General features: G+C 58.3%; 42 protein-coding genes. 7 read left to right on the forward strand and 35 right to left on the reverse strand.

What is annotated here, in order from left to right; all coding sequences use genetic code 11:
* Positions 1 to 72 precede the first annotated feature (72 nt).
* The 3 genes from IC232_RS04300 to IC232_RS04310 all read right to left on the reverse strand — a co-directional run bounded on the left by IC232_RS04300 (position 73) and on the right by IC232_RS04310 (position 1706).
* A complete protein-coding gene (locus IC232_RS04300) occupies positions 73 to 483 on the reverse strand; it encodes a hypothetical protein (protein WP_190843686.1) in 411 nt (136 codons plus the stop codon).
* A 394-nt stretch (positions 484 to 877) separates the two neighbouring features.
* Positions 878 to 1108 carry a hypothetical protein gene (locus IC232_RS04305; RefSeq protein WP_190843687.1) on the reverse strand — a complete coding sequence of 77 codons (231 nt, stop codon included), beginning with the start codon at positions 1106 to 1108 and terminating at the stop codon, positions 878 to 880.
* 46 nt (positions 1109 to 1154) lie between these two features.
* Entirely contained in the window at positions 1155 to 1706 is a 552-nt protein-coding gene (locus IC232_RS04310) for a hypothetical protein (RefSeq protein WP_190843688.1), read from the reverse strand.
* A 214-nt stretch (positions 1707 to 1920) separates the two neighbouring features.
* On the opposite strand from IC232_RS04310, the gene IC232_RS04315 reads away from it, so the two are divergent.
* Positions 1921 to 2172, forward strand: a complete 252-nt coding sequence (locus IC232_RS04315; RefSeq protein WP_190843689.1) for an RNA polymerase sigma factor region1.1 domain-containing protein — start codon at positions 1921 to 1923, stop codon at positions 2170 to 2172.
* Positions 2173 to 2196: 24 nt separating this feature from the next.
* Here the strand turns inward: IC232_RS04315 and IC232_RS04320 are convergent, their stop codons facing one another.
* The 3 genes from IC232_RS04320 to IC232_RS04330 all read right to left on the reverse strand — a co-directional run bounded on the left by IC232_RS04320 (position 2197) and on the right by IC232_RS04330 (position 3845).
* Positions 2197 to 2469: a hypothetical protein gene (locus tag IC232_RS04320; protein ID WP_190843690.1), complete on the reverse strand. Its 273-nt coding sequence runs from the start codon at positions 2467 to 2469 to the stop codon at positions 2197 to 2199.
* A 404-nt stretch (positions 2470 to 2873) separates the two neighbouring features.
* Entirely contained in the window at positions 2874 to 3344 is a 471-nt protein-coding gene (locus tag IC232_RS04325; protein ID WP_190843691.1) for a hypothetical protein, read from the reverse strand.
* Positions 3345 to 3395: 51 nt separating this feature from the next.
* Positions 3396 to 3845: a hypothetical protein gene (locus tag IC232_RS04330; protein WP_190843692.1), complete on the reverse strand. Its 450-nt coding sequence runs from the start codon at positions 3843 to 3845 to the stop codon at positions 3396 to 3398.
* 413 nt (positions 3846 to 4258) lie between these two features.
* On the opposite strand from IC232_RS04330, the gene IC232_RS04335 reads away from it, so the two are divergent.
* Positions 4259 to 5080: an EAL domain-containing protein gene (locus IC232_RS04335; RefSeq protein WP_190843693.1), complete on the forward strand. Its 822-nt coding sequence runs from the start codon at positions 4259 to 4261 to the stop codon at positions 5078 to 5080.
* Between the two features lie 12 nt (positions 5081 to 5092).
* On the opposite strand, the gene IC232_RS04340 is transcribed toward IC232_RS04335, so the two are convergent.
* The 6 genes from IC232_RS04340 to IC232_RS04365 all read right to left on the reverse strand — a co-directional run bounded on the left by IC232_RS04340 (position 5093) and on the right by IC232_RS04365 (position 8098).
* On the reverse strand, positions 5093 to 5455 hold the full coding sequence (locus IC232_RS04340; RefSeq protein WP_190843694.1) for a DUF3572 domain-containing protein: 363 nt from the start codon (positions 5453 to 5455) through the stop codon (positions 5093 to 5095).
* Positions 5456 to 5514: 59 nt separating this feature from the next.
* Positions 5515 to 5739 carry a hypothetical protein gene (locus IC232_RS04345; protein ID WP_190843695.1) on the reverse strand — a complete coding sequence of 75 codons (225 nt, stop codon included), beginning with the start codon at positions 5737 to 5739 and terminating at the stop codon, positions 5515 to 5517.
* A 21-nt stretch (positions 5740 to 5760) separates the two neighbouring features.
* Positions 5761 to 6024 carry a hypothetical protein gene (locus IC232_RS04350; RefSeq protein WP_190843696.1) on the reverse strand — a complete coding sequence of 88 codons (264 nt, stop codon included), beginning with the start codon at positions 6022 to 6024 and terminating at the stop codon, positions 5761 to 5763.
* Between the two features lie 35 nt (positions 6025 to 6059).
* On the reverse strand, positions 6060 to 6671 hold the full coding sequence (locus tag IC232_RS04355; RefSeq protein WP_190843697.1) for an ImmA/IrrE family metallo-endopeptidase: 612 nt from the start codon (positions 6669 to 6671) through the stop codon (positions 6060 to 6062).
* Positions 6672 to 6681: 10 nt separating this feature from the next.
* Positions 6682 to 6939 (reverse strand): hypothetical protein, encoded by a 258-nt coding sequence (locus tag IC232_RS04360; protein ID WP_190843698.1) that lies wholly within the window; start codon positions 6937 to 6939, stop codon positions 6682 to 6684.
* A gap of 328 nt (positions 6940 to 7267) precedes the next feature.
* Complete coding sequence (locus tag IC232_RS04365) at positions 7268 to 8098, reverse strand: metallophosphoesterase (RefSeq protein ID WP_190843699.1); 831 nt, start codon at positions 8096 to 8098, stop codon at positions 7268 to 7270.
* Positions 8099 to 8212: 114 nt separating this feature from the next.
* Between IC232_RS04365 and IC232_RS04370 the strand changes: the two genes are divergently transcribed.
* Both IC232_RS04370 and IC232_RS04375 read left to right on the forward strand, forming a co-directional pair.
* Complete coding sequence (locus IC232_RS04370) at positions 8213 to 8479, forward strand: hypothetical protein (protein WP_190843700.1); 267 nt, start codon at positions 8213 to 8215, stop codon at positions 8477 to 8479.
* 78 nt (positions 8480 to 8557) lie between these two features.
* The gene (locus IC232_RS04375; RefSeq protein ID WP_190843701.1) at positions 8558 to 9022 is read left to right on the forward strand and encodes a hypothetical protein; all 465 of its coding nucleotides are present in this window, start codon (positions 8558 to 8560) and stop codon (positions 9020 to 9022) included.
* Between the two features lie 167 nt (positions 9023 to 9189).
* Here IC232_RS04375 and IC232_RS04380 read toward each other — a convergent pair whose 3' ends face one another.
* Together IC232_RS04380 and IC232_RS04385 are read right to left on the reverse strand one after the other, a co-directional pair.
* Positions 9190 to 10428: an AAA family ATPase gene (locus tag IC232_RS04380; RefSeq protein WP_190843702.1), complete on the reverse strand. Its 1239-nt coding sequence runs from the start codon at positions 10426 to 10428 to the stop codon at positions 9190 to 9192.
* Between the two features lie 7 nt (positions 10429 to 10435).
* Positions 10436 to 10813: a hypothetical protein gene (locus IC232_RS04385; RefSeq protein ID WP_190843703.1), complete on the reverse strand. Its 378-nt coding sequence runs from the start codon at positions 10811 to 10813 to the stop codon at positions 10436 to 10438.
* A gap of 229 nt (positions 10814 to 11042) precedes the next feature.
* Between IC232_RS04385 and IC232_RS04390 the strand changes: the two genes are divergently transcribed.
* Both IC232_RS04390 and IC232_RS04395 read left to right on the forward strand, forming a co-directional pair.
* On the forward strand, positions 11043 to 11645 hold the full coding sequence (locus IC232_RS04390) for a calcium-binding protein (protein WP_190843704.1): 603 nt from the start codon (positions 11043 to 11045) through the stop codon (positions 11643 to 11645).
* 172 nt (positions 11646 to 11817) lie between these two features.
* The gene (locus IC232_RS04395; protein WP_190843705.1) at positions 11818 to 12165 is read left to right on the forward strand and encodes a hypothetical protein; all 348 of its coding nucleotides are present in this window, start codon (positions 11818 to 11820) and stop codon (positions 12163 to 12165) included.
* A gap of 5 nt (positions 12166 to 12170) precedes the next feature.
* Here IC232_RS04395 and hfq read toward each other — a convergent pair whose 3' ends face one another.
* The 20 genes from hfq to IC232_RS04490 form a co-directional block, all read right to left on the reverse strand.
* Positions 12171 to 12407, reverse strand: coding sequence for an RNA chaperone Hfq (gene hfq, locus IC232_RS04400; RefSeq protein WP_312895103.1), 237 nt, complete (start codon positions 12405 to 12407; stop codon positions 12171 to 12173).
* Positions 12408 to 12505: 98 nt separating this feature from the next.
* Complete coding sequence (locus tag IC232_RS04405) at positions 12506 to 12871, reverse strand: hypothetical protein (protein WP_190843706.1); 366 nt, start codon at positions 12869 to 12871, stop codon at positions 12506 to 12508.
* Positions 12872 to 13063: 192 nt separating this feature from the next.
* Positions 13064 to 13456 (reverse strand): hypothetical protein, encoded by a 393-nt coding sequence (locus IC232_RS04410; protein ID WP_190843707.1) that lies wholly within the window; start codon positions 13454 to 13456, stop codon positions 13064 to 13066.
* Positions 13457 to 13643: 187 nt separating this feature from the next.
* Positions 13644 to 14021 carry a hypothetical protein gene (locus tag IC232_RS04415; RefSeq protein ID WP_190843708.1) on the reverse strand — a complete coding sequence of 126 codons (378 nt, stop codon included), beginning with the start codon at positions 14019 to 14021 and terminating at the stop codon, positions 13644 to 13646.
* A gap of 191 nt (positions 14022 to 14212) precedes the next feature.
* A complete protein-coding gene (locus IC232_RS04420; protein WP_190843709.1) occupies positions 14213 to 14533 on the reverse strand; it encodes a hypothetical protein in 321 nt (106 codons plus the stop codon).
* Between the two features lie 417 nt (positions 14534 to 14950).
* The gene (locus IC232_RS33205) at positions 14951 to 15640 is read right to left on the reverse strand and encodes an FRG domain-containing protein (RefSeq protein ID WP_190843710.1); all 690 of its coding nucleotides are present in this window, start codon (positions 15638 to 15640) and stop codon (positions 14951 to 14953) included.
* Between the two features lie 79 nt (positions 15641 to 15719).
* Entirely contained in the window at positions 15720 to 16640 is a 921-nt protein-coding gene (locus IC232_RS04430) for a hypothetical protein (protein WP_190843711.1), read from the reverse strand.
* Positions 16641 to 16872: 232 nt separating this feature from the next.
* On the reverse strand, positions 16873 to 17409 hold the full coding sequence (locus IC232_RS04435; RefSeq protein WP_190843712.1) for a hypothetical protein: 537 nt from the start codon (positions 17407 to 17409) through the stop codon (positions 16873 to 16875).
* 292 nt (positions 17410 to 17701) lie between these two features.
* Positions 17702 to 17941 (reverse strand): hypothetical protein, encoded by a 240-nt coding sequence (locus IC232_RS04440; RefSeq protein ID WP_190843713.1) that lies wholly within the window; start codon positions 17939 to 17941, stop codon positions 17702 to 17704.
* Between the two features lie 101 nt (positions 17942 to 18042).
* The gene (locus tag IC232_RS32815) at positions 18043 to 18171 is read right to left on the reverse strand and encodes a hypothetical protein (RefSeq protein WP_281413340.1); all 129 of its coding nucleotides are present in this window, start codon (positions 18169 to 18171) and stop codon (positions 18043 to 18045) included.
* A 118-nt stretch (positions 18172 to 18289) separates the two neighbouring features.
* Positions 18290 to 18667, reverse strand: coding sequence for a hypothetical protein (locus IC232_RS04445; RefSeq protein WP_190843714.1), 378 nt, complete (start codon positions 18665 to 18667; stop codon positions 18290 to 18292).
* A 1264-nt stretch (positions 18668 to 19931) separates the two neighbouring features.
* Positions 19932 to 20738, reverse strand: coding sequence for a hypothetical protein (locus IC232_RS04450; RefSeq protein WP_190843715.1), 807 nt, complete (start codon positions 20736 to 20738; stop codon positions 19932 to 19934).
* 75 nt (positions 20739 to 20813) lie between these two features.
* Positions 20814 to 21311 (reverse strand): Panacea domain-containing protein, encoded by a 498-nt coding sequence (locus IC232_RS04455; protein WP_190843716.1) that lies wholly within the window; start codon positions 21309 to 21311, stop codon positions 20814 to 20816.
* A 110-nt stretch (positions 21312 to 21421) separates the two neighbouring features.
* Positions 21422 to 21694, reverse strand: coding sequence for a hypothetical protein (locus IC232_RS04460; RefSeq protein WP_190843717.1), 273 nt, complete (start codon positions 21692 to 21694; stop codon positions 21422 to 21424).
* A complete protein-coding gene (locus IC232_RS04465; RefSeq protein WP_190843718.1) occupies positions 21684 to 22259 on the reverse strand; it encodes a hypothetical protein in 576 nt (191 codons plus the stop codon). Before IC232_RS04465 ends, IC232_RS04460 begins: the two co-directional genes overlap by 11 nt.
* Positions 22228 to 22500: a hypothetical protein gene (locus tag IC232_RS04470; protein WP_190843719.1), complete on the reverse strand. Its 273-nt coding sequence runs from the start codon at positions 22498 to 22500 to the stop codon at positions 22228 to 22230. The genes IC232_RS04465 and IC232_RS04470 overlap by 32 nt, the downstream gene beginning before the upstream one ends.
* Positions 22501 to 22613: 113 nt before the next feature.
* Positions 22614 to 22868: a hypothetical protein gene (locus IC232_RS04475; RefSeq protein WP_190843720.1), complete on the reverse strand. Its 255-nt coding sequence runs from the start codon at positions 22866 to 22868 to the stop codon at positions 22614 to 22616.
* 25 nt (positions 22869 to 22893) lie between these two features.
* The gene (locus tag IC232_RS04480) at positions 22894 to 23094 is read right to left on the reverse strand and encodes a hypothetical protein (protein ID WP_190843721.1); all 201 of its coding nucleotides are present in this window, start codon (positions 23092 to 23094) and stop codon (positions 22894 to 22896) included.
* Positions 23095 to 23183: 89 nt separating this feature from the next.
* The gene (locus tag IC232_RS04485) at positions 23184 to 23639 is read right to left on the reverse strand and encodes an HAD domain-containing protein (protein WP_190843722.1); all 456 of its coding nucleotides are present in this window, start codon (positions 23637 to 23639) and stop codon (positions 23184 to 23186) included.
* Positions 23640 to 23802: 163 nt separating this feature from the next.
* Positions 23803 to 24138: a hypothetical protein gene (locus IC232_RS04490; protein WP_190843723.1), complete on the reverse strand. Its 336-nt coding sequence runs from the start codon at positions 24136 to 24138 to the stop codon at positions 23803 to 23805.
* 321 nt (positions 24139 to 24459) lie between these two features.
* On the opposite strand from IC232_RS04490, the gene IC232_RS04495 reads away from it, so the two are divergent.
* Positions 24460 to 25227, forward strand: coding sequence for a hypothetical protein (locus IC232_RS04495; RefSeq protein WP_190843724.1), 768 nt, complete (start codon positions 24460 to 24462; stop codon positions 25225 to 25227).
* A gap of 62 nt (positions 25228 to 25289) precedes the next feature.
* On the opposite strand, the gene IC232_RS04500 is transcribed toward IC232_RS04495, so the two are convergent.
* The gene (locus IC232_RS04500; protein WP_190843725.1) at positions 25290 to 25712 is read right to left on the reverse strand and encodes a hypothetical protein; all 423 of its coding nucleotides are present in this window, start codon (positions 25710 to 25712) and stop codon (positions 25290 to 25292) included.
* Positions 25713 to 25731 lie beyond the last annotated feature (19 nt).

A 25731-nucleotide genomic window follows, 5' to 3' on the forward strand; every position in this document is an offset into this window, starting at 1 on the left:
GGAGAGGGGAGCGCAAACGGAAAAGCCCGCCGGTGAGGGCGGGCTGGCATCTGTGCGGATGATGGGGGCGGCTTAGGCTGCCTGCGATCGTGATTCAGGCGGGACCAGAGACACGTCCAGCGGGTGGAAGTTCAGTGGAGTGTCGGATCCGTCGAGCGCCACGCGCACATGGCTTGTGGAGCGGCCGGCATACAGGATCGTTCCAGACTTGCCGTAGCTTGAGCTTTTCTGGTCCTGAATCCAGCAGCGCCGGGAGACGCGAACATCAAGCCCATACTGCTGGCGGATATAATCGTAGCCGTCATCCTCGAGGGGCTCTCGGAGCATATAGGCGGTGGCGATCTGCCGGAAACGTGTCAGCGTCATCGAACCAAAGGCTTCGCAGTTGCGTGCCTCTCGCAACGCGTCCTGCTTTGAGAGTGCGTGAATGATCTCGCGCCCGAAGCCAGGAACCGAGACGGAATACAGCTTCCACGTCTTCACAGGTGTGCGGTGTCTTCCTGGCGACGCATCATCCGTCATCTGCACACTACCTTCCTCTTAGCCGCCTTGCATTCCGAGCAGGCACAGGGTTTCACGCGTGTTTCGACAGCGGCAAGACATTCCTCGGGAGTATCCTCCCCGAAGACGTGTTCGCCTGGATCGTTGAACCGCCACCCGCGCCGCAAGGTCACGATGACGGAGTTTCCGATCGAGCGCTCATCATCGACGATTTCAACTCGCGGATGGGCTTGGAGTTTCTCCAGAGCTTCATCTGACTTTGTTCGCCGCGTGGCTTGCCGCCGTGGTTTCATCCGTTGAGCGACGACCGATTGTTTGATTCCCATCGTTTCTCCGGCGGGGTGTCATAGAAGAAAAATGTCGGAAAGCAATACGTTCATTCCCTTAGAAAGCTGGCAAAGCCTGCCTCGAAGGCGGCGTAGCTTTCTGGGGTAGGCATAACAAAATTGCCGTCTTCGTCGTGGCGCGCGATCATGCAGTCGGGGCGGAGCTCGGTGTCTTGGTTCGCACGGCATTTCTTTTGCGCCTGCGCCACAGTCTTGGCGCCGCAGAGCGGACAATCGACAGGAGCCATGACAAGCGAGGGGAGTTCTGTTCGTGAAGCCATCAGTTTTGCCTTCCTGTTAAAGCTGAGTGCGACAAAAGCACCGAAGTCAGTGGAGGCGGTGCTTGGAATGAAGATCGGCGTGAAGGTCGCTTGAGCCCATCAGGACGGAAGCGACCGCACCCTTGTGGCTGCACGCAGCAAGCATCCGCCGGACTTCGTCATCGGCGACAATCCTGATCCCGTCACGCTTGGCATCATAGATCGTCCGGTTCTTGCCGAGCCAGTCTGCGTAATAACGGAGCGCATGATCCGGTTCGGCGAGCTTGCGCAACCGCCTCTGCATTGCCAGCCGCCTGGCGGCAGATAGCTGCCAGTGAATATCATGGGCTATCCATGCTGCCCGGCTTCCAGCGTGGCCACGCATGCGGACGTATTGTTCGGGCAGTCCGATATACTTCTGGTCGAGCACATGGAGGGCGAGGAGAGGCGTGTTATAGACTTTCACCATCGTCCAGCCTTCGCGAAGGGCCTCGGCCTCAAGGGCGGGGGTCCATCGGGCGATCAGATCCTTCTCGCGCGTGAGGAGGACGTCTTCAGACAGTTCGGGAAAGGCCCAACGCCTTTGAAACCCTCGCAAGCAGCATGTGATGAGGGACAACAACATATCCCAGGTGCCCTTTGATATCGGTTGCCTCGCTCGCCGACGACGATTCGAGAAATCCCGTGTTACCTAGCGGCTGTACCGCATTTTAATTCGGGAACCTATGCTGTAGGAGAATGCCAGGGAGGAAGGCTGTGGACCTTTGAGCCTTGAAACCGTCCACGACGGCCTACCTGAGGAGGGCTATACCCCTGAACCCAGGGAGGCGGCGATGGATGGTCCCCTCATCGATCTCGGCAAGGCAGCCAATTGGCGGGTCATCCGGCAGGCCAAGAGGCGTGGCTATATTACGTCCGAGGAACTCGACAAGCTTCTGCCTCCGGGCAGAGCCACACCCGAGCAGGTTGACGATGTCGTCAACCAACTGGCAGAGGCTGGGATTGCCTTGGTTGAACTCGAGGACGGAGTCGGCAGCCAAATGGCTCCGCCGGCGAATTCCAACGAGCCATCTGATCCGCCTTGATCTTTCCCATTAGGGATCAGCGGATTAGCGCTTCCACTCGCCACTGTGGACCTTCAGTGCATGCTCCTTGGCGGCAGCCAAGGTTTTGAAGGATCCACAGTCCTCTGAGAAGAAGTCGAGGTCGGTCAGGGGCGATGTTGAGCACTCCCTACCATAACGGTTGACGCCGTAGCCTCCGCCATATGAGCTGGCATCTTGGATGCTGACCCCGGTCCATTTGTCCCCGTCCATGAGCATCAACTCGTCATCTTCGGTGTCGGGAAACTCGGCAGGGTTGCGCTTGAAATGCAGTTGCATTGAATGCTCGTCTTCAAAGGAATGGATCGGAGCAGGGACGTGCCCTGCCCTTGCTGTTGTGGTTGCGCTGAATGACCTAGCACCTGGCCATCAGGGAGGAGTTCCATGGCAGCGAGAGGTGGGGCTGATGCCAGCCCATAGCCTCAAGGTACCGCCAGTTGTTGCCGACCCAGTGGGGAAGGGGCATTCCCGCCCGGATCAGGACCTTGATGGCGTCCTGCCCCAGACTGGCCGTCCGCTCTGAGCGGAGGTAGTCATTGGCCCGGGCCTTTCCTTCCTGGGCCCGAAGCTCCTCCATGTTTTCCCGGATCTGGTCGATCCTCTTCTGAGCTTCGCGGACAAGGGACACGGGGACGCGTTTTCTGCGCAAGGTGACAATCCTTTCGATCCAGAGGGGGAGACAGTCAGAAGCGGGGGTTGCCTAGAGCGAGGCGTTGGACGCTCATGTCGGCGCCCTGGCGCTCCAGGTAGTCGAGGACACGCTGGATACTTTCAAATTCGGACTTGGCATCCTCTTGGGCGAGGTCACCGCGCCGGCCGACAGACAGGTCGATGGTTTCGGTGAGGATCCAGGCGAAGTCCTTCTTCTCATCCTCTGTGAGGCCGCCCTTGGGAGATGTCACCGGACTCGGAGACAGGAGACGGGCCGTACGGGTGCCGCTCAGATGCTTCGTGATGGCTTGGAGGATCGCATTGGCGTCGTCTCCGGCATCTTGGATGGCGAAGCGCACGAGCGGTTCGTTCTCGACCACATTGCCGAGGGCCAACGGGATTCCGCGTTGGCTCACCAGTTGCCACCAATCGTTCGAGTTGCGGGAGAGATAGCTGATGTTGCCCAGTGTGTCGGTGATCTCGATCCGAATGGCTGAACTCATAGATGAAGGCTCTTTCTGTGAGAGAGGCGATGGATTGCGGTCAGGGAGCGGTTACGAGAACCGGACGGCGATCTGCTCGGGGAAATCGATGCCCCATGGAGCCTTGTCCCAGCCGGGGAGCTTCTTGGTCAGGCAACGGGACAGCCGGGAGGCAAAGTCATAGGCCAGCGTGTTCTCGAAGTCCGGACACTCGCACGCCTGGTGCTCGTAGGAGGTCAAGGCCTTGGCGATGACCGTCGGGCACAGGTTGCGCCGGTACTCGAAACCATAGAACCCAACGATCTCGTTTAACGCCGAGTTGGTCCTTTGGTAGACAAGCGCGTCGAGATAATTCACCGAGCGGGCATTCTCGGCCCACAACATCTTGCCCAGTTCCGTGCCGTTTTCCTGCAGTGCAACGATGAGATCGCCGCCCTTGGAGAGCCTCGCCGCGCACGCGAAATCGATCGCACCGGAGACGAGAACGTCAATGTGAAGCTTGTCAACAAAATATGCGGACACGGCACTCTCCGGTCAGGATGACGAACACAAGCCGGAAGCGTTTTTGCTTCCGTTTCGCCGATTTTCTGGGGATTTGTCCTTCTGGACTGCGATGATCGGCTAGCGAAGATCACTCGCTGACGCCTGATGAGGGCAAAAGCACCGCATTAACTATCATCACAGGCTTTGGCTCGGAGATCTGCGAACGTGCTGGCTTTGTCACCCGCAACAGGCACAATGCCGGGATGCGGCGAGGCTCTCGCGCCAAAAAGAATAACAAGATGGACGCTATGCAGGAATATAAGCCCGAATTAAACCGCTAGAAGCGTGACAATTAAATTCGGATATGTTAAGTTATTTTTAATCTTCGAATTTTGCCGCTGACCGGGTGCTTTGTGCTGCTTCAGGATCTGCCTCGAACAGAGACTGACTTTTTGAACCTCGAGAGGAAGCTCTCGCAGGCCTACTCGTACTTGGGCGGCATTCCGGGCCGTGAGCTTGCCAAAGCCCTGAAGTCCGATGAAGGGCTGAGCGTCTCCTACCAACCCCAAGTGAGCGCTGCAGACTCCCACGTCATCGCTGTGGAGGCGCTGGTGCGCTGGAGTCACCCGAGCGTCGGCCCGGTGTCGCCAAGGGTGTTCATCCCATTGGCGGAGGAGACCGGCCTTATCACCCAGATTACCGACTTCGTTCTGAAGGATGCCTGCGCGCTCTCTCGGCGTCATCCCGATCTGAAGGTTGCCGTCAATCTGTCCCCGATGCAGTTTAACTGCCCAGTGCTGATTGAGCGGCTGACATGGATTGTGAACGAGTGCGGGGCCAATCCATCCCAGATCGAGTTCGAGATCACGGAAAACCTGCCGCTGGGCGGGAATGGCTCCGCCCGGGAAACCATCGCGTCGTTGCGCGACGCTGGCTTTCGGATTGCTCTTGACGATTATGGGGTTGGGTATTCAGGCCTCAAGCGGCTGAACCACATTGGGGTCGACAAGCTGAAGATCGACCAATCCTTCATCCGCGATCTTGCTCATGCTACGTCGATGCAGCCGTACAAGACGATCGAAGAGATGATTGATCTTGGCCGCCGGATGAACCTGACTGTGACGGCCGAGGGTGTGGAGACTGAAGCGCAGCGCGACTTTCTCTCCTGGGCCGGGTGCGACATCCTGCAGGGCTATCTCTTTGCTCGTCCCATGCCCGTGCAGGAGCTTGAGGCATTCCTTTCAAGGCAGCCGTGTGACGCTGTAGCTGCCTGAAGGCTGCACAGTTTACTCAAACAGAGATCGCCGCGGCGGCAGTGGACGGCTTTCCGGCTTCTTGTCGGAGGCTGGGGTGGACCCGGAGGCGGTTGTCCGATGTCCAGTTGCGGTCAGGATGGCGTCCGGCGGAATACCGAGCTCATTGTGGATCGCCTTGAGCAGTTCATCGTCCTTAGACACGTATTCGAGCACGCCAAGAAGGAAGTCCGGAGCCTTCGCCGACTCTCGAAGGGTTTCCGGCTGGAGACCCGTGATATTCATAAACTGGATTATACGATCCACATCCGCGACAATGAAATTGAAGACCTGAAGACCTAAGCTTTCAGAGTCGCCCCATCGTGGTGCTCCACGGCTTGAAACATCGTCGCTCATTCTCACCCTCCATCGACTGGGTCCTGTTGCCGTGCCGGGTGATTACCACAGCATGTGGGTCAGGCCGCAGCAGCCCAGATATGGGGATAACGCAGACAGGCGGCTTTGATCGCCTCTTCGTCGCCGCGGTTCATCGCCTGGATCAACTCGGTGACCTCCTCAGGTGGTCTCCAGCCTTTCTTGACTTTGGCAGCGGCATAGGAGGTTCGGCACAGGTGCTCGTTGATCTTGCCGGCGCGGGTATAGCAGACATCGGCTCCAGGCCAGGTGGGGAGGTTCGACATGAGAGGTCTCCGGTTTGGGTTTCAGATGCCGTGTTTGGCGTTTCGAAGCATGAGCACGCCCATGGCCCAGAACCCTTTCTGGAGCACGGCGGTGGAAGCGCTGACCACAAACCAGCGCCCTTGGGTGCCTGAGGCCAGCATGGCTTGCTTGATGATCTCCTTGCTCCTCGGAGCACATCGGGTGCTACCGTTGCGGTCGGTCCAGAAGAGCCAGTCCCGATGCCCGTAGCGGGCTTTACGCTGGGCATATTGAAGCGCGTTCCCGCCTTCTCCTGTCGAAGTCATTTTGGAGTCCTTGTGTTCAGGAAGCGAGGGCGGTCTTAGCCTGACGCTTTCAATTCGCTCAGGTACTGGTACCGGAGTTCGATGACGCGCCGGGGAACATTGAACCGGTACTCGAGGGCATCCGGCCGAGTGGTCGCACGATAGGCGTCCATAAAGGCCTTGGCCGGGGTGAGGAACCCAAAGGCGAACCAAAGCGCCTCGCGGCGGGCCTGCCGCGCAATCGGGTCGGCATCGTCCGGGTACCGCTTCACAGCCATGGCAGTGTGGCCATGCTGCTGGACCACCAGCGGGTAGTGCAGGAGGCGGTGGCCGAGTTCCTGAGCCAAGATCCAGTTCTGGTCCTTCTCCTCCATCCGGTACCGCCCGAGGAGGGCGATCTCAAATCGCTCCTCGCTGAAGACGATGAGGCTCTGTGAGGTGTGGAGCTCTGCAGCCGGCACGTACTCGAAGTCGATATGGACGCCAATCTTCCTGATCAGATCTTGAATACGCTCGAAGCGGACCTTGCCCCGCATCCGCGGGGATTCCGCGGCGTCCCGATCCGGGACAAAGCCAAAGCGCTCGGCAACGCTCTGAGCAAAAGTCTCGATGGCGTGGCGGCTGCAGTTGGCCGGAGTGGGTGCGAACACCTGGTTGGGGAAGCGCATGGCGCCGGGCTCAGCGATACTTGGGGGAGCGGAAAGGGTAGAAAGCACCCTCAGGAAGCCGCTGCGGGCGACTTTCGATCCGGAACACCAGGAACAGAAGAGCCAGGACGAGAGCGGCCACGATCACGTGCGGCTCAACCGTGTAGCAGACGATCGCAGTCAGAACGCCCGCGAGGCCGAACAGCACCAGACCGAGCAGCAGGATGTGTCCCGCCCTTTCGGCGGCATTGGGGGTGCGACGAGCGAGTGGGCGGCTATAGGCGTGCATGGGCGCGCTCCTTCTGGGGATCTTAATTCCCGATTTTCCGCTGTTTGGATGTGCCAAAAGGTACAGAGGTGTCGTTACGGGTCAGAGTCAGCCAGCTTCCTGGCGAGTTCCCACGAAGCCTGAGATTGAGGGTCGAGTTCCTCATCGGAGGAACTCGACCCACAGCGTTCGCAGACACAGGAAAACCAGGGGCCGTCCTCAGGGTGAACGCTGTCGTTCTGGCCATGCCGGCACTTAGGGCACGTCCAGCGGCAAGGGATCTCTGCAACCACGAAGGTCTCCTGACAGAGGCGGGTAAGGACTGGAATGGCAGGGAAGCGGGTGGGGACTAAGCCCCCACCTCGTAGAAGGTCACCTCGGACCCGATGATCCGTGCCATTCGGGCGCGGCCGGTGCTGTAGGAACCGCCATCGAGGTTGAGACGATCATGGGCGAGTTGTTCCTCAAGGGAGAGCATCTCATAGGCTGGCGGCGTGTGGCCGTGGACCACGAAGTGTCCATGGTGGCCCCGATTGCCGTGCTCGGACGGCTTGTGCTCAAGGAACCGGCCCCTGATCCAAGCCCAGTGATCGTCTTCCTCCAGCCTGGAGAAATCGACGTCGACGGGCTCAGCGAGGAACGTCGTCAGGTCGATGAACGGGTTGAGCCCGGCATGGACAAACAGGATCTCGCCCGACGTGCGGTGACTGAGCAGCCCTTCAAGGAACAGGAGCCGTTCAGGTCCAAGCGCCTCCCGGACGTCAGCTGGTGTTCGGGCACTGTGCCCCTGATCAAGCAACTCCTCGACCACTTTCGTGCCACCATTCGCCAGCCAGTTCCGATAACCAAGGTGCCGACGCAGGGTCTGGTCGTCCTGGATGATGGCTGTCAGGAGCATCTGCTCGTGGTTGCCGCACAGGACGTCGACGGTGTCGGCGCCTGTATGCTCCTTGGCCTCGATGGCAAGATCGAGACAGCCAAGGGAATCCGGGCCACGGTCTATGAGGTCACCGAGGAGAACCACGGTGCGCTGCAGCCCGGAAACACGCTCGGTAGCGGCAATCGTCTCGAAGAGGGCCGTGAGAAGCTCGCTGCGGCCATGGATATCGGCAATGGCAAAGATCTCCTCACCGGCCCCGGCGGAGAACGGAATGGTGTGCTCGGAGATCGTCATGTTCATGGCTTTGCCTTCTGGGGTTTTCTCGATAACGCTTTCACAGATCCTGAACTTCCAGAAAGCGAACCACCTCACCCTCACTCGCGTTTCGATATTGGTCTAATGGGGAGGCCGAAAATGGACGAGGACCTCAACAGCATGAGCCGGGAGCAGTTGCTCGAGGAGGTGCGCCGTCTGAGGGCTGGCATTCGCGAGCACCGGGATTCAACTGGTCATGAGCTCTGCTGGCATCACCCTGATCTGTGGGGCCTGCTGCCGGAAAGACTGGATCCAGCGATAGCCGTGCCGCCATGGCCCAAGTTCATGCGGGGCTGCATCCACTATCGACAAAGTTTGGATGCACAGCGGCCCGATGCGCCCGTGCACGATGAAGAGTTCAAGTAATTGCATCCATTGCCGAGCGGTCGACCTACAGTCGGCGTCAGTCCCTCCCGTTTCCAAGCGGGCAAAGAGGGCAGTGGCATGGTAAATCCCGTCATCATCGAAGGTGAATGGCGACCGCAGAACCGCCATGTGTCCCACTTCAAACTGTTCGTCCAAGACGAGTGCTTGATCGATTACGAAGTTGGCTTCCTGTTCAGGGATGGCCGAGCCACAATGAACGGCAGAGAGCACCGGATGCTCTACCGGTACATCAGGAATACCCTTGTTTGCGACAGTTCGGGTGAGAAGCTGGGCTCGGCCCGTCTCAACTTCTTTGGATGGCACCTTGAGGTGCCTAACCGGTCCCGGCTACAGGTGAACCCCTATCGCGTGTGGGACGAGAAGAGCGGGATATCCGAGATCCTCTACGAGGTCTCACAAGCACGCTTCCCAATGGAGAGCGTGAAGTTCCGGGCCTTGGATGGTCCGGACTTCCTGGTGATCGCAGTGCTTGCGTTTGAGACCATTCGCCGGATCACCTATGTGGATGTTCCGCGCGACTGAGAATGGACTTTCCTGAGACAGGAGCCTTGGTTAAGGGCGGCGGAGCGGCAATCCAGATCATGCCACTCGATACCACCGCGAGGATGAGACACCAGCGCCAGAGGGCAGCCTCATTCCAAAGCCTCTGGACAGGTCGGGGGATCAGTCGATGGAGCATCGTTCGCCTCCTATCCGGTGATCGTCACCCGGACCTGATCCAGGTCCGATTCATTCATGATGAGTTTGACGCGGCGAGCGCCCTTCTGACGGGCTTCAATCAGCACATCGGCGATGCGCTTTTCGAGGGCGCGGATAACGGCACGGACACCGCCAGCCGTCTGCAGGACCTCGGCGCGCTGCATGGCCTCGAACAGGATGACATCATCAATGCCACCCTCGTCGAGCTCGAGCCCATAACTTGTCACGATACTGACGATCTGGATGATGGCCACCCGGGCAAGATCGAGCCCTTCCAACGGATTGAAGACGAACACTTCATCAATTCGGCTGAGAACCTCACCGGGGAATCCAGCCTCTTTGAGCACATTGTGAACTGCAGCCAGGAGCTTATCCCGGTCTGTGATCTCCCGAGCCAACTCCCCAATGCGATCGGCGGCCGCGTTGGTTGTTGCAGCAAAGATCGCCCGGTTGGTCGGCACCTTCTGGCCGGTCGACGCCTCCGTTACGAAGCCATCGTTCCAAGCGGTCAGGAACCGCTTTTGGACGTCAACGTGCGCCTTCTCGATCTCATCGAGGAGCACGAAAGAGTTGGGCTGATCTCGCAGTCCACCCGTGAGGGTCCCATACCTGTCGGAGCCCGAGTATCCTGGAGGAACGCCGAAAAGCCGTTCGGCGCCGGCGGGATTGCTGCAGGTCGACATATCCTCAAAGACGAACCCGCGCTCGAGGTGGTGGGCGAACTGCTTGCCCATTTCGGTCTTGCCCACACCAGGAGGGCCAACGAAAAGGAATACGCCGACGGGCTTGTCACGTGCTACCTGAGCAAGACGACGGCGCAGGGTAGCTGCAACTTCATCGGCAACGAGGTCCTGACCCACGACCTTCTGCTTCACCGCGGCGGCAAGTGCCGTGGCGTCGAGATGCTCGGATCGCTGGACGGCTGCCAGACGTGCGAGGAGGCCGTCCTTGTTGGTGTACCGGTCGAGAAGGTCCATGATGATCCGCAGCCACCGGGGTGGCAGTCCTTTGACGAAGATGGCGATGAAGCGCGAGGTGAGGCGGGTCTCATGGGCAAGGCCGATGAGGACCAGTGTTCCTGACACGCCAGCAATCCAGATGAACCAGGTGAAATACCGCTGCCCGATGAGGGGCAGGTTGGTCATGAGGAAGACGGCGGTGATGTAGAGGGCAAGGAGGGTGAACCCGCCCTTGATGATGAAGAGCGGGAAAGAGAAGGTTTTTCTCATGAACCCCTCACGCGGTGGCCAGAGGCCGGTACCGGATCTGGAGACCCGACCCGTATTTGCGCCCGTAGCCGCGCCCAGCGCTCTCGCTCCAGCCCTCGGCCTGTGACCAGGCGGCGAGTTCCGCCTCGCTGCACTGAGCCAGATCGATGACGCGGGGCACCTCGGTCACCGTCACATCGACATAGCGGCCCTTCATGTCGCGATCGGCGTAAAAGCGAACCTGATCGCCGACCTTCAGAGCCTTCCAGCGCTCATATCCTGGCCACGATGGAAATCGTGTCGTCGAGCTGCGCTCGCCTGCCAGAATGGCGTCGAATGTCGTCTTCGAATTCAGACCCGACCGTGCGTCGCGTCCGTATGAGAAATACATCGTCGCCTTGAGCATGCTCTTAATCCTTTTCCGGGATTTCAAATCTGAATCTCTGCTGCTCCATCGTGGAAAAAAGATTAGAACCTTATGCCCTTGGTTCAGCGAACGTTAAGAACTGCGATTCCGCCTAAAGTTGCTGCTGCGTTTACGGTAAATACGTATAGGACATTTGGTCTACTTGCCCGAGGCGAATGCCTTCCGGTATTTCTGTTTTCAGAGGCAATCTCTCTGAAAGAAAACAACAATGGCTAAGAAAAACGGGGGCCGCGGCGACGACGTGCTGCGCGGCGGAAAATCCAAAGACATTCTCAAGGGCTTTGGCGGCAACGATAAGCTGTTCGGCACCGATGCTGACAGCACACTCGACGGCGGTGCAGGCAACGACAAGATCAAGGGCGGAGCCGGGAACGAGAAGCTGATCGGTGGTCTCGGCAACGATCAGGTCTGGGGCGGCCTAGGCGACGACAGCATCGACGGCGGCATTGGCAACGACCACCTCGACGGCGGCGTCGGTAATGACGAGATCCTCGGTGGCGCTGGCAACGACAAGCTCGCCGGCGGCGAGGGCGACGACGTCCTCAATGGCGGCTCCGGACACGACGTCCTGACGGGCGGCGCCGGTGCCGACGCCTTCACGTTCGATGCCAAGTTCGGCAGGGACAAGATCACGGACTTCACGCAGGGCGAGGACGTTATCGACTTCTCGAAATCTGGCATCGAGTCCTTCGAAGAGTTCTCAGCCTCAATCACCTACTCTGATGAGGGTGCGGTTGTCGTGACCGCGCAGGGCACGATCGCCCTGAAAGGGTTCAAGGGCCAGCTGACGGCTGACGACTTCCTGTTCTAAGTCGCAGCAGACGCTCACAAATCTGCGAAGGGCGGCTTTCGGGCCGCCCTTTTCCTTTTGGCCCATCAGGGGCTGTTCATAGGAAGCGCGACAGGCTGTCTCGTTGACCCTCACGGTAAGTTCCTGCTTTGTTCTATTTGGCAATCAGCCGACAGATGAAGGGGCAGGCATTATGGCAGGGGCGATGAAGGCTGCGGAGCAGGAGAAAACCCCAGAGCGCCTCCTGGCAGAGGCCGAGAAGCGGATCAAGAAGCTCGAGGCCAAGGTGGCTGATCAGCAGGGAACAATCCGCGGGCTCCGCTCTCAGATCCGGCAGGATAACGATCTGGTTGAGCAGGTGTCAGAGCTGAAGCTGGAGATCGGCGACTTGAAGGCCGAGATCAAGGAATTGACCCGAGCCAACCATGAGTTTGTTGCCCGCTATGAGGCAATTCGGGGCGAGGCATCGAAATCAAAGGTGGACGCCAGGGGATCGGCCAAAGTGCAGGCACGTTCCGCTCCCGAGGCTGTTGCTGCCTAACGTGGCTACGAGTCGGAGCCACTCATCTCGAAGCCCGCGGGCGGTACAACCGTTGAGATCGCGTGCTTGTAGATGACCTGGGAGCTGGGGCCTCTCGACAGGAGAACGGTGTAGCGATCGAAATGGTCAATGCGACCGATCAACTTGACGCCATTTACCAGAAATACCTGAACATCCACTCGCGCGTCGCGCAGCCGTTCGAAGAACCAGTCCTGCTCCTGCGGAGCTATTGGTTTTGACACTGTGCTCTCCTGCTGTGCAATTCTCTTCTATACAACGGGGGTTGCGAACCCGTACAAGAAAAAAGCCGCCTCAAGTGGGCGGCTTCTTCATGGCCGGCTTACGCGGCCTGCTGCATCTCCTCGGCAGCCTGCTCACGCGGCAGGCTCTTGCCGATTATGCGGAAAATCTGCTTCGATTTCCGCTCGCCGTCGGCCGGCATTTCGTCGAACACACCGAACACGCGGATCGGCTGACCTTCCTTCAGGTCTGCACGAATTGCGTCCAAAGCCCGACCACTCGCGGAGTGGAACATCGTCCGCACCTTGTCGGAGCCACGGCTCTTGTACTCGCCGATGAAGCTGACGAACTCCGTGCCGTTCTTGTTCTTGCCCTCTTTGATGGTCTTGGGCGTGACGGTGCGGGGGTAAGACTGGGCACGGGCTTCGGTGGAGACGGCGGCGGAGGTGGCGGTATTGTCGTTCATCGAACTCTTCCTTCTTTCAGGGGACTGAACCGAGCTTTCGCTCACTTTTTCTGCAGGAACCTGATGTCTTCCTTTTGTGTCGAAGACCCTCAGATCGTGATTTCGGATGGTGCGTGACAACGCCCTCCGCACCCATGAGAAAAGCCGCCCGAAGGCGGCTTTCTTGATCGTCCCAGATCCAGGGCTCTGGCCTTAAGCGGCCTCTTTCATCTCGGCTGCGGCTGCACCCTCCGGAGTGGTCTCGCGCGGCACGCTCAGGCCGATAATCCGGTACACCTGCGACTCGGAGCGATCCTCCGTGGCCGGCAGCGTCTCGAACACGCCGAACACGCGGATCGGCTGGCCTTCCTTGAGCTGCTCGCGGATCGCCTGGAGCGACTTTCCGCTTGCGGTGTGCAGCATCGTCGAGGGCTTGCTGGCGCCGCGGCGGGTGTACTCGCCGACGAAGCTGACGAACTCGGTGCCGTTCTTGTTCTTGCCTTCCTTGATCGCCTTCGGCGTCACCAGGCGCGGATAGGTGGTCTGGCGCTGGGCGTTGTCATTGGCAACGGTGGCGACGGCGGAGGTGTTGGCTGCGTTTGTCATCGAACTCTTCCTTCTTTCAGGGGATTTGACAAAGAACTCTTGCGCTCTCACCGGAGAGCAACTGATGTCTTTTCCTTCGTGGCGTAAGACACCTGGTGGTGTGATTGAGCGGTGCGTTCAACACGCCCGATCCGCCCATGAAAAAAGCCGCCCGAAGGCGGCTTGTTATCTTTCCTGATTACGGGCCTTACGCGGCCTGCTGCATCTCCTCAGCAGCCTGTTCGCGCGGCTCACTTTTGCCGATGATCCTGAAGACCTGCTTCGAGCGACGCTCGCCATCGGCCGGCATCTCGTCGAAAGCGCCGAAGACACGGATGGGCTGGCCCTCCTTGAGCTGGTCACGGACCGAAGCCAAGGCGGCACCGCTCGCCGTGTGGAACATCGTGTAAACCTTCTCGGAGCCGCGGCGGCGGTACTCGCCGATGAAGCTCACAAACTCGGTGCCGTTCTTGTTCTTGCCCTCTTTGATCGCCTTGGGCGTCACGACGCGCGGATAGGTGCGCTGCTTCTGAGCGTCGTCGTTAGCGACCGTGGTGGCGGAGGTAGCAAGGGCTGCGTTTGTCATCGAACTCATCCTTTTCTGGGGATTTTGACGAAACTTTTCCCGCTTCTTAGAAGCGAAACCTGATCTTTGCTTTCGGGGATTTTCAAACTTCCCTTAGCGCTTGATTGATCGAGGAATTGGAATCAAACCCAGAAACAGAAAGCCCGGCTCAAGAGCCGGGCTTCTTTGGTTCGCAGGTGGTGGATCTTGTCTCAGCCAGGGTGATTCACGCTTAAGCGAAATTCAGTGATCGTGATTTCGCCGTCGTCGTGAAGTGTTCCGGTGACGAAAGAAGGGATTGTCATAGAACCATAGGTTTCGAACCCATCTTCGAACCGATGGGGTATGTGAACGATCAAGCGGGCTCGGGTTGAGAAATTGCCACTAGCATCGATCGCTACAGACGTTGGCGAGCATTCTACAGCAAAGAGCTTTGCATCCGGGTACTCTTTAGTCACTTCTTTCCAAAACGGGTGCTGATCTACCTGAAAGTTGCGGATGTGGTCTGCAACACGGTCAGCGGCGTGGCTCATTGGCTCCTGTAATGGGAGACCCCAAACTGTGTACCCCTCTTTCTTGTTAGAAGGATCGGTGATTTGGACCAACCGGGGCAGTTTGGCAGAAGTACCTTCGTCACGTGGGTGCTCCCAAGGAGTCAGGTAGTGGGTTAGGATCTCATGTCCGAGTTCTCTACTACTTGGGGAGAGACGTACCGGCTCCATTAATCTTGCACCACCTGCTCTTGGAGTATGATCCTTATCAGTACCTCGGAAGCTTAGTTGTTCCCAAAGATTTGGTGAACTAGGCAGAAGTAAAATGTATTGGATCCCCGCCACGGAGCTTGCCTTGGCGTTCTCTGAGACTGGATCCCTCGCAGCTTCAGCCCTCTTCCTCTTTTGGGAGGATGCTTCAGAGCGGTCAGAATGGGTTTTAGTCATCGAATGACCTCACTAGGAGCGCGTACGATACTTCCAAGATAGCGTCGCGCATAGGCTGTCCAAGTCAACCATTAGCCGTCCCCGATTGATCCCAAATGCATGAAGTGCCTGTCGGAAGAAGGGCTTAGCCGCTACTGGGATAGGGAAAGTATCGTAACTGAGACTTGGCCCTGGCTTCCAGTCTAATGTGGGGTCCGGGTGCAGCGAGAAAAGGCCCTGCTGGGCGGTGATACGCCCTACGCGAGGCGGAACCTGGATCAGCATTACGTTCGAAAGTCTCCGATCGAAGGGATCGGGTATTAGCACGTGCTCGAGGCGCTTATCGGCTGGAACGTTGATCATATGGATTGCACCCGGTTCGGTGCTGCTCTCGTTTTCGCAAGCAAACCATGCTGCGACCAATGGGTTCGTCGACCAGTCTAGTAAGCGGGTTGGCAGTGTATGGTGTTGAGCGAGTGCGAGCCATTCAAGGTCGGTCCCAACCCTATCCTCGTACCGGACGGCCTCTCGCTTGAACTGATAAAAAAGGTCGCGTTCATCTTCGTAACGATACCCTGCTGGCCCGACGCACTTCGCACGGCCAGCAGAGGGACTTAGCCCCCATCCTGCTTCGGTTTGACCGCGAAACAGCCAAGTATCGTCGGTCCTTACAGAAACCACCTGTAGGAACTTGATCCATTCGGGATGAAAGGGGAGAGACATTGCCTGACACGTTACTCTGTAGTTAGCCCCAAACTAGACCATCGGTCCCCCGATGGCCAAGCCTTATTCCAGCAAGGCATCAGGCAGCCGCCTTCATCTGTTTCACCTCCGGGTGCCCCTGGAGGTAGTAAGGAGCCTTTACCCAGTCGTTCCCTGCGTTCTGGACGAAAACCACGACGGCATCGTCCACCGGCAGAGCCGAGAGTAGGGCCCGGATCCGGCGCTCCTGCTCCGCATAGGCGCGGTTTGGGCGGTCAGCAGCCATGTCGTAAGTCCAATCCATCGTCTGGATCAGGCCAGCGAGTTCGCCGTTCTGAGCGTTCAGGATCTCCGGGTCTTGGCCCTCAGTGAGAGCGAAGGACTGCGCCTTGCGCTCGATCTCCTCGACCTGAGCGTCATAGGCATCGAACTTAGCGTCGAAGCCGCGTAGATGCTCCATGTTCGCAACCTTGCGCTCGATCACGGACCGGGCGTAGTCGGCCAGACGGGCGAATGCCGGATGAGCGAGGGCAGGGCCTGACACCGGAAGCAGGATCTTGCGGAAGAACGTGGCCTTCACGTCGGAGTGAAACACAGCATCCGTCCACACTTTCCGCTTCTGGGGATGGTTCGAATAGATCATCCAGTCGGGCCAGAAGGTGGAATCGCGGAACGAGAACTCGTTCACCTCGCCCAGGAACTCGTCGCGGGCGATATCCCAGGCAGCAAGGCCGGCAAGGCTCTTGCAGATGTCGATGAGGGTGAAGCGCGTGCGGGCGCCGTTGACGATCCCGCCCTCAGGTCCGTCCAGGTCGATCAGGAGGTAGCGATTGCCTTCGGAGGCGAGGGACGGGTGCGAAAGGTGTCGCAGGCCGGCGGGAAGGTTCTTGAAAAGGGCCCGGATGTCGGCCTGAACGGTCTTTACGGCCTCACGGCGCTCATCGGAGAGCTTGTACTGCGCGGACTCGATGTTCGAGATGGCAACGCGGAGATTGCGAACTTCGTTGAAGATGCGAGACATCGGCGAGCCCTTTTCTTTCGGGGATTTCGAAATCACCCTGGTTCGATCTTCTGGATCGAGAAAAAGCGCTTGAGGCCGTGTGTCTCTTAGTCGTTGCTGAAAGCAGAATGGCTTGCGGGCTGACCGGTAAGGTTGCTCTGCAATTTAGCTACCATGATCGGATCGATGAAAAAAGCCGGGCGAAACACCCGGCTTCCTCCATAGAGTTTCATGCGGTACTTGATGCCGCTGGCTATGCAGCCTCCAGCTTCACCTCACCGCGCGCAATGGCCTGGGTAATTATGTTGTTCCATCGGCGAAGTACCATCTCGTTGGTGCACCGAAAGAACCAGACTGGCTGTGAAGGATCGTCACCCGTGATCGACAATCCGCTTGTTAGCGCAGCTCCCTTTTCAGAGCGTTTGTTTGACACGCTTGAGATGAAGGCTTTCAAGATACTGCTGCCTCTATAGATGGTCACGTCATACCCAGAGATCTTCCACGAAACTTGCCGTATCGCAGTAAGGGGGATACTGCCGACAACTTGGTCGTCAACGACGTAGAGCTTATCCCCGGCGATCGCGATACCCCAGTCGCGTCCATTTGAGTCATGCATTTCGATTGGAGAACGAGCTAGTCGGCTAATTTCTGAAAGCTGGCGGCGTTGGATCAGCTGACCCGCTGCTCTGCGGAGGAGCCAAAAGATGAACCCCATCGCAATGATTATCAAAGCAATTACCGTTAGGATTTGCTTTGTTTCCTCACTCGAATTGTAGCTCGGTGTGCCCATTCGACCGACTTCGAAGATGCCGAGCGCCTCTATAGTTGAGAAACACAAAGGGCCCACGATCTCAAATGAGAGGTATAGCAGGACGGCAATTCCCAAATTTATTGCCACGGGGCTAGTGTAAAATGGATATCGTATCTTTGCCGCAGGTATAGAATTCACGGTTGGCTCCCTTCCTCTATCAGGAGATTTCTATGCATAACGGAATGGTATCCGCAATATTACAAGGACTGTGATTAACAGCCTCCCAAAGCTCGTTCCGCAAATGGTAACAGGATCTCAGCGTTCTTGCCGTTTAAAGGCCAGCCCTGCGCACCCACTCGCCGATGGCCTTTTCGACCGCGGCTTGGGCCGCTGCCTGGGTCAGCTCCTTGCCTTTGCTGGGTGTGATGAACTCGGCAAAGTACCCGTCGATGTCCCAGTCCCACACGCCAAAGCCGCGCAGGACGGTGCCGACACCGAACTCCCCGAGGGACGCAAGATAGCATTCCTCATCAGGGAAGTGCTCAGTATCTCTCGTCCATTGAAGCTTCATCGTGCCTCCGGCGCTAGACGCCTAGCATCAAGCTTCCCTCCGTTCGGCGCAATCCCCTTAATCCCAGCGGCTTAAGCGTTAAGGCTGCCTGCAAGATACCGTCAGAAGCTCTTCTCGACGATGCTCACGAGGATGTTGAAAGGGAGCTCCACCGTCTTCGCGAGAGCGTAGGCCACGGCAGCCACGGGGAATACGATACCCAGCGCAAAGCGCATCAGTTCTGCGACCACTTTTACCTCCACAATTGCCAAGAGCGAGACGGATCTCGCTGCGCACATGAAAAAAGCCGCCCAGGAGGGCGGCCTTTGTGTCGGCAGTGGGTGCCTTCGGGGATGCGGTCGAAGCCGGTTACGCGGCTTCCTGCATGGCGGCCGGCTCCTGCTCACGGGGAACAGAAAGGCCGATGATCCTGAACACCTGCGACTCGGAGCGGTCCTCCTTGGCCGGCAGCTTCTCGAAGACGCCGAAGACGCGGACCGGCTGGCCTTCCTTGAGCTGCTCACGGATCGCATCGAGAGCTTTTCCCGACGCGGTGTGCAGCATGGTCGAGGGCTTGCTGGCGCCGCGGCGGGTGTACTCACCCACGAAGCTGACAAACGGCGTGCCGTTGCTGTTCTTGCCTTCCTTGATCGTCTTGGGCGTCACCAGGCGCGGGTAGGAAGCCTGACGCTGGGTGTTGTCATTGGCGACTGTGGCGACGGCGGAGGTGTTTGCTGCGTTTGTCATCGAACTCTTCCTTTCAGGGGATTGAAACGAGCCTTGCTCACTTTGATCTGAGGAAACCTGACTTCCCTTTTCGGGGATTGAAGCCTCTTTCCTTCGCTGATCTTTTCTGAATTCAGTGTTCTCCGGGATTTGCAAAAACCGGAATTGAGCCGTCTCGACGCTGGAGGTTCAACCCGGCAGTGGTGATTGTCGGTTCGACCGGCGCATTGTTGGGGTTTGGCTCAACGAGCAAAAAAGAAGCCGCGGGAGGTTGTTAGTGCCTTGTGGCACTCCCGCAGCTTCTTTTCGGTAGGTGACCGTTAGGTTGGAGGTCGGTCCACTCTCGTCCCTGAAGAGATAGGGAGCCCGTCAGCGGTGCTCAATGCTACCTGGTGTTTTAGATCCGGAGGTGATGGATCCGCGTCAGCGAGGATCAGAGGCTGAGGCAACGGTCGGGTTACATGTTCGCCGTGTACCTGGCCAAAAGGCTACTTTGGTCAAAGAGTTCCTGCAGTACGGTCTATGGACCATCAGATGGGGCAGGTATGTTGTTCGACTGTCAATGTCTGAAGCTATGAGCTTATCTAACGTTTCATCTTAACCTCCTCTCGGGTAGGGCCATTTTTCGGGGATTTCAATTTCCCCTCTTGCGTGACTTCAAATCGATAAAAAATCTCTTGATGAATGGCCGCGATCTGCGGTGGCAACCCACCTTAGATGCGCGAGAGGCCGGAAGGCCTTAAGCAATGGAAGTTACGATCCGAAGTCAGAGGCTGAGAGACTGCTCTGAACTCGTAATCCGCAGATGCTTGATCTCAGACCGGCTCTTTCGAACATGAGGCGTGCGGGTCGCAGATTCCCGAGGCGCTCTCCTGGGGCGGTCGTTCATCGCTTGTTGGGCCAAGAGGCGGATGTCTTCCAGCCGCCACTCCTCAGTCAGCCATGTTCGCTTGATGGCCTTCAGGATGGCATCGAGTGTCGCATACGGGTCGACGCTGTCAGAGGTAGTTGAAGAGCCTCGCATGGTATCCCCCTATCAGGTCAGAGGTTTTCCTCTGATCGTCTTGAGTACCGAGGCTCTCATGCGCCGAGAGCCTCGGCAGTTCCTGAATTCTGCGGAATAATTCGGCAGAAGGCAATCCATCCTTTCGGACATGCTTAAGTGCTTCGTGAAGCTAACGGAGTACCATCAACATGGTCTGGCAGTGGCCCGATGAAGCGTTTACTTTTGGGGATTTGAATTTTCCCTTCCTCGCATTCTCGACTGGAGAAAAATCTCCACTTCCTATGCGGCGGAAGCAAGCACCTCGCTCTCATCGACCTGGTGCACAACGGGATAGAGCGAATACCGGAACTGCTGATACACCTTGGAGGCTCGTGCGAAGCCAACGAAGGGCATGATCAGATCTGTGGGTACATAGGCCCCGACATGGCTTTCCTGAGAGCCAAGATCGACCCCGACGAGTACCCCAGCAAGACTCCCTTCGTTGTCGACGACAGGACCACCGAGATCGCTCTTGTTGGGGTAACCGAAACAAGCATGACCCGCGATCGTGGTCATTTTGCCGTAGTCTTCATCGGCACCATTCCGGAAGTATGTCATGACGGGATGTGTGCAGATCCATCCGTCGGTCACCACGTGTGGCGGTTCGGTGCCAAGGCTGGGGATGTCGAGGTTCTGATCGCCGAATACGCCTCGGGAGTACCCAATCCGCCAAAGGTGGTTCTTGCCTGACATAGCAGCCATCGTGGCAACAACAGGAGTTGGCCAGCGCTCCACGCCGTCACCGCGGACCTGCAGGATCGCAATCGGCGCGATCGGCGTCTCATAGATCCAGTCGATCCAGAACATCTGGCCGGAGCCATCGAGGAGGTGAACCCGAAGGTTGCTGTAGCGCCCGAGCCCATCCCACTTGTCGAACGGGAGCTGGAGTTTCCCGTCGCAAATGGTCGCAAAAGCGCCGCCGCCGAGGTGAGTGGCGAATGCCACAAAGGAGCGCTCTCCCCGATAGGGGTGGCGGCAGATTGCGACCACATTGTGTTTCAGGGAAGCGAGGCCTTCGTCGGTCAGGATACCAGGGTTCTTCGGCAAGGGAGCCTCCAACGGCTTGGGCTTGGGAGAGGGGGCTGACCCGATCTTGGGATTGGGTCCGGAGTTTCGTTCGCGCTACTGGATCAGCGACACTTGCCGCGCCTGGGCGGTGAAGTGGTGGGCGATCACCGCCTGCGGGATCTCCACCGGATCGGAGAGCATGAACGAATGCTCTTCAACAACGCGACGCCAGGGCGAGTTGGGGCCAAGCGCCAGTGCCTCGAGGCTCGTTCCGGACAGGCCTGAGTGGCGCTCGTCAACCCCCTCGATCAATTCGTGGCTGATCCGGTCCTCCTCCGGGATCACCGGGTAGTCGGTGTCCGATGGCTTGATCGCCACCGGCTGCAGGATCGGTGCGTCGCCATGATGGGACAGCTGCGAGTACAGGCGGCCGAAGATCGGACCCTTGGTCCAGACCTCCGGGGCTTCGGTCAGCAGCGGTCTCCCGAGGATCGGGATCGACCATCCATAGAGGAGATAGCACAGGGTCTGAATCCGCATGTGCGTGATGCCTCCAGACGCCGCGTGGCGCAGGATCAGGGTATTGGCGACTGCAATCGGGGGATAAGCCATTGTCCGGGATCTCCATGAAAGGAAGGCAAGCGAAAGCAGCGCGGGAGGAGGAATCCTCCCGCGGGAAAGTCGGTTGGGCCGACGTTGGATCGTGGCTGGTGGACTAGGCGTCAGCCTTGGTCAGAGCGGTTCCATTCCGCGTTCACGGCATCGTGCATCGCGGCGCACATGCCGTGCTGGAGTTCGTCCTGGTTGTCCTGCAACCAAGTGCGGATCTCCTCGTCCGTCGGAGCCGGATCGACGTCATCGCTGATCAACGCCTCGACGTCGCTGACATCGTAGGCGGCAACGGCCCAGCCGCGGCGGCGCATCTCCTCGAGTGCTAGGCACAGATCATGGTCGCTGAGATCCTTCGGATCAAAGGCGGCAGGATTAAGCGACATGCCTTAAGGCCTCCGTTACATCCATGACTTCGGCATGGAGCGAGTTCCAATCGTCACCGTTCGGCGGGCGGGAGTCCTTGCCGCTTCCGTCGCCCAGCGGGTCCGAGATGATTTTGTCCTGGTTGTCGGCAAACCGCCGCAGGTGGAGCAATGCCGCCATCTCTATGCCGTCCGACTGCCGTAACTGGTTCAGAAGCTCCGAAACTCCGTCCTTATCGAGGGAGATGTCTTCCTGAAGGTCGTCCGCCTCGCCTGAGGCTAGGGCATGAACCTCATTCGAACGGTTAAAGGGCTCTCCGAGGCCCTCCTTATGGTAATGAAAGAGGGCAGCCAGAACAGTGTTCTTCTCCTGGTTGGAGAACGGAAAGAGCGGCCGACGAACAGTCGAGCCCTGTGACTGCGCATTGATCCGGTGCATTTCGCGCGGATGGAGGTTGTGAAGCCCGTATTCCTCTGGCGTCTCCTGCGAAGTGTAGAGGCCGATATCTACGCCCCATTGAAGGAGGTGGCCTGCTTCGTTCAGCCCGAGGATTTCACCCTCCTCGAGGGCCTTTACGTCGAGCAACTCTCCCGTTGAGGGGAGGTGCATCATCAGTTTTGGGAGATTCACGTCTGAGTTCCTTACAGAAGGCGAGCGCACAGAGATCGAAAGCCAGATGGGCGGCGTATTCCCGCGCCACGGCTTCCGTGAATTCAGGGTCGGTCTTGAGGGTTTTCATCCGCTCAGGGAGCAGCGCTTCCTTATGCTGACGTGCCGCCATAAGGGCGTCATAGGCAGTCAAAAGGGTCTTGCGGGCGTTAGCCATGGGTCCTGGATCCAGCGTCTGTAAGGCGGGAGCGGCCTCGGCCTCCTCAGGGGCCTTCGGCCAATTCTCCCGCCTCCATGGTAGCAGAGGCGGGTAAACCAATCCCGACGACGTCAGTGGTTCTGCCATCGGCCGAGCTCGCTGGGGCGAACCCGCATGAACGACGTTGCCGTGCGGCCGTCACCATGAAGGATGTCGGCGCCGTCGTCGTGAAGCCGGACGCCGAAGTACCGGCGTGTCGCCTTAGGGTTCAGGGAATAGAACAGCCGCAGGAACCCGGGCCTCGTCGCGGCCGTCGACTTGGCCAGTTGCAGCGCCTCCAGGCGGCGGCCGTCTTCGTAGTCAATGACGCGGTAATGATCCGGCATCGTGCTTCCTCTGTTGGAGATACAATCAGGCGCACAGAAGCCGCTCGGCGGTGGCCGAAGCGGCAGCGTAGGAGGTGCAAGGGAGGGAGAAGAAGTCGCCCTGGGCGGTCTCGATCCGGACCACGAAGCCGTCGTCCTCCGGGAGAATGATCGCGTCCTTCACGTCAGAGCCGAAGGTGTTGATGTTGGCTGCTTCCTGCGACGAAAAACGAGCGTAACCGGACATCGTGGCTCTCCTTGATTTCGGGGATTTTCAATTCATCCCTTTCATCTCGGACTGAGCCTGGAATTCAGATCTTCGAAGCTGGCACTTCGCTACCCGCGCAAAAGAGCAATTGCTGTTTCCGCATCGGTTCGCGTGAGCCCGATGCTCGGATCAACTTGGATGTGGAAACCCTTCTGATGCGGGAGCATGCCGGGATCGTCATCAATGATGACATAGCGGCTGGGCTGATGGCGTCTCAGATGACGCTCAATCTCAGAGCCCCGGATCGGAAGATCAGCAATCTCCTCCTCTGGGGACAGGTCAGGTGTGCGCCAATCGACGAAATAGCGATCTTCGCTGATCCCAGCCTGAGCCAACTTGGCCCGACAGTCTGCATCCCGGCGCCATGTGCTGGCAACAACCAGGCGGGCGCCCGTCTGGTCTAGTATGTCGACGATCATGGATGCCGCCCCTGCCGGAATGTATCCGGCTCCACCCAGCTTCGTGGAACGGTCAGTGACGATGACACCATCGATGTCTAGGTAAACGAGACTGGGTGCGGCCATTCTGATCCTCGGGGATTTCGTCCGTGGTTGTCCTGTTTGGGTTGAGGGAGCAAAACCCACGACTTCTGGAAGAGTTCACTGGCTTTTTTGACGCGTGCAAAAGAAAAGCCACGTTACACAACGTGGCTTTTCTCAAGCTGGCCGAAATCCAGGGGGCTTTGGATTAAGCGGCTGCTTGTTCCTTGGGCGGCAGAGCTTCGCTGATCACGCGGAAGACATTGCGCTCGAAGGTGCCGTAGAGGGCGACGGGACCCTCTTTGAAGAGGTTCTGGGTGTCGTCGAACGCCTTGCCGAAGGCCATCGTGGTCACCGTCACTTCGCGCTGATCGCGTCGGGTATAGGTGAGCTTCGCCTTGGCATAGGGCTTCTTGTTCTTGTCTTCGAGCACTTCCACTGCCGAGAGGTGGCCGCGCAGCGGATAGGCGCGGGAGCGCTCCTGCGTCGTCTGGGTGCCAGCTGCGTTGTTCGAAACCTGGTTGTCGTTCACTGCCGTATCCATGATTGGCTGTCTTTCCTGTTGTGCCAAAGGCTGGTGATGATGTGGCCGCCGTCCTGGCTGGCCGTTTGATGCTGTGGGACGATTGTTGTTCGTCTCTTCTTCTTGAGGATTTTGAAGTCTTCCCTTCCGACCTGACTGCTCAATTGCAGTTGATCTTTCGGGGTTTTTGACCTTCATCCCTTCGCCTCAATTTTCTGAGACAAATCTCTTCTGGCGAAACCACTTAGCCATCAGGCGTTCCCCTTAGGAGTAAGTGACCAGCCTTAGGAAAGGACTAGGTTCTACTGTTTGGAAAACAGCGTTGCGTAGGAATGGAAAGGTATGCCTGAGATCCAATCGATGGTGATCGACGATGAGATGGCCAAAGCTCTCTCTATAGCCATCGTCAGACTGTGCTTCCGGGATACCTGCCTGGAGGACTACCACTCGGGGGACCCGAACTGGGCGGACCTGATCCAAGACACACAAGCAGTCGTGCTCCACACTGGCGGCGCCATTCCGCTGGATCAGGTCCGCCGCCTCACCCAGGTTGAAAGCCGTGCCTTCAGACGCGAAGCGGTGGACGCCCTCTATACGATCCTGCTCAACCTCAGGGACCCTGACTATCTGGCGGCAATCCTCAACTACGGCAGGCAGGGGCTAGAGCGTTGGGGCGAGCCGAAGCCAGATCCAGAGCTTCAGGTCATTCCATCCCATTTTGAGGCTCCGATCCCTGAAATCCTCCTTGGTGACTGGATGTCGGCAAAGTTGGCCTTTGCTATCGTCAAAACGGCCCTGGACTGTGAGGAGATGTCAGCCCTGGAGGCCGGCGTTGAGCCGGAAAGCTCGGCTGGCGACTATTCGGATGTGAAAGTCGTATGCCAGGGACAGCCTGTTGCGTGGCAGGAGATCGGTCGGATTTCTGGCGATGAGATGAGCTTGCTCGTGAAACGTTGGGTTGATCGCGTCTACACGGTCTTCAAGCAGATGCACGATGGCAAGTTTCTCGTTATCACCCTGCGTCTGGGATCTGAAGTCGAGGCGCAGGAGGAGTCTCCAGAGATCATCCCTTACTTGGCGAGCCCTCGGATCCTGAGCCACCCGTTCTAAAGCAGCGCAGGCTCGATCGAGAAAGCGGCATATCTGGTCTAGATTGGCTGACCCGAGGCGGGTCAGAGCGTTCTTGTGCCAGAAGGGCATGAGGGCGAGTCGCCCTCGGGGGCGGCTTGGGGCATGGAGGGCTGAGCACAGCCGAATAGGTACCTCGAAACGCCGTTGCTGTCGTCGCCATCGATCAGACGATGGATTTCCTCGAAATCCTTATGCCGCTCGGGGAACGTCTCATAAGAGAGGGTTTCTTGCAGGAAGCCTTCGAGACACATGACAGCGTGCTCAACCTCGTACCAATCCGCGATGGTGAGGGTGAACGTTCCCTCCTTCCCATGGAATGTATCGAACAGCACAGTGGACGCGGCGCGGCGTACTTCATCGTCCATGCCAAATCGCAAGCAGTCCGACAAAAGCTTGCACTGCTTGTCAGTGAGGGTGACGGTCCGGATCACCTCCGCGAAGTCAATGAGCGTCAGATCTTTCATCGGGGATTTCCTGAAGCGA

This window comes from Microvirga sp., from assembly GCF_014699075.1.
Classification (GTDB): Bacteria; Pseudomonadota; Alphaproteobacteria; order Rhizobiales; family Beijerinckiaceae; genus Microvirga.